Consider the following 801-nt stretch of genomic DNA (forward strand, 5'->3'; position numbering starts at 1 on the left):
GCGGCAGCGCCGGTGGCCACGGTCTTGGATTCGGCGCTGCCCATCCGCATGTTGGTGGTTTCGCAGCCGGTCAGGGCCAGGGCGGCGCAGGCGGCCGCCAGCAGCGTCAGTGGTTTACGGGACATAGCTTTCCTTCCTCTCTCTCTTTTCTTGCATTCCGGGGTGTGTGGACACGTCTCAACCGAGCGGTCTGCGCACCCGGTACAGGACCGGCGTGGCCGATGTGAATGCAAAATCATACCGATTCGGCAGTTTTTGCAACCGATGTTTGCAAGTTGTTTCGTTTTAGTGTGGCGCAGCACCGTCCCCCGGCAAAGGCAATTGGTAGATCCACACCGCATGGCCGGCGAAGGAATCCAGCCGCGCGCTGGGGCACACGCCCGGCACGGCGAACGCCAGACTCACGAGCCAGTTGCCCGGCGCCATCTCCGCGCGGGCCTTCGCGGCCACACGGGCCATGCTCTCGGGCCGCTGGAACACGTACACAAGGTCGTAACCGCCCCAGTCTGCGGCCCAGAGGTCACCGCGCCGCACGCGCGCCCAGGGGCAGCGCAGCCGGCACAGCAACGCCAAAGGTCCACTCCACTCCAGGCCGTGCAGCCGCGCCTGCGGATAGGCCGCGCGCAGGGCCTTGAGGCCATCGCCCAGGCCGCAGCCGGCGTCCAGCACGGCAGCACCCGCGGGCAGCGGCGCGGCGTCCTGCAGGCCATGCAGCGCACCCGGCGGGGTGGGAAACAGCGGCGCATCACGCCAGGCGTTGAGCGGATACACCAGCAGCAGCAGCGCCAGCGGCAGCAGCCA

The 801-nt window shown here is 68.2% G+C and carries 1 protein-coding gene and 1 pseudogene; both read right to left on the minus strand.

From position 1 onward, the window contains the following. A pseudogene (locus A612_RS17890) lies at nt 1-125 on the minus strand (peptidoglycan-binding protein); the annotation flags it as partial. Nucleotides 126-285: 160 nt separating this feature from the next. Further along, nucleotides 286-801: class I SAM-dependent methyltransferase (locus tag A612_RS08065; RefSeq protein WP_019373995.1), on the minus strand; the 516-nt coding region annotated here is incomplete at its 5' end.

It is taken from the genome of Melaminivora alkalimesophila, assembly GCF_000282995.1.
Classification (GTDB): Bacteria; Pseudomonadota; Gammaproteobacteria; order Burkholderiales; family Burkholderiaceae_C; genus Melaminivora; species Melaminivora alkalimesophila.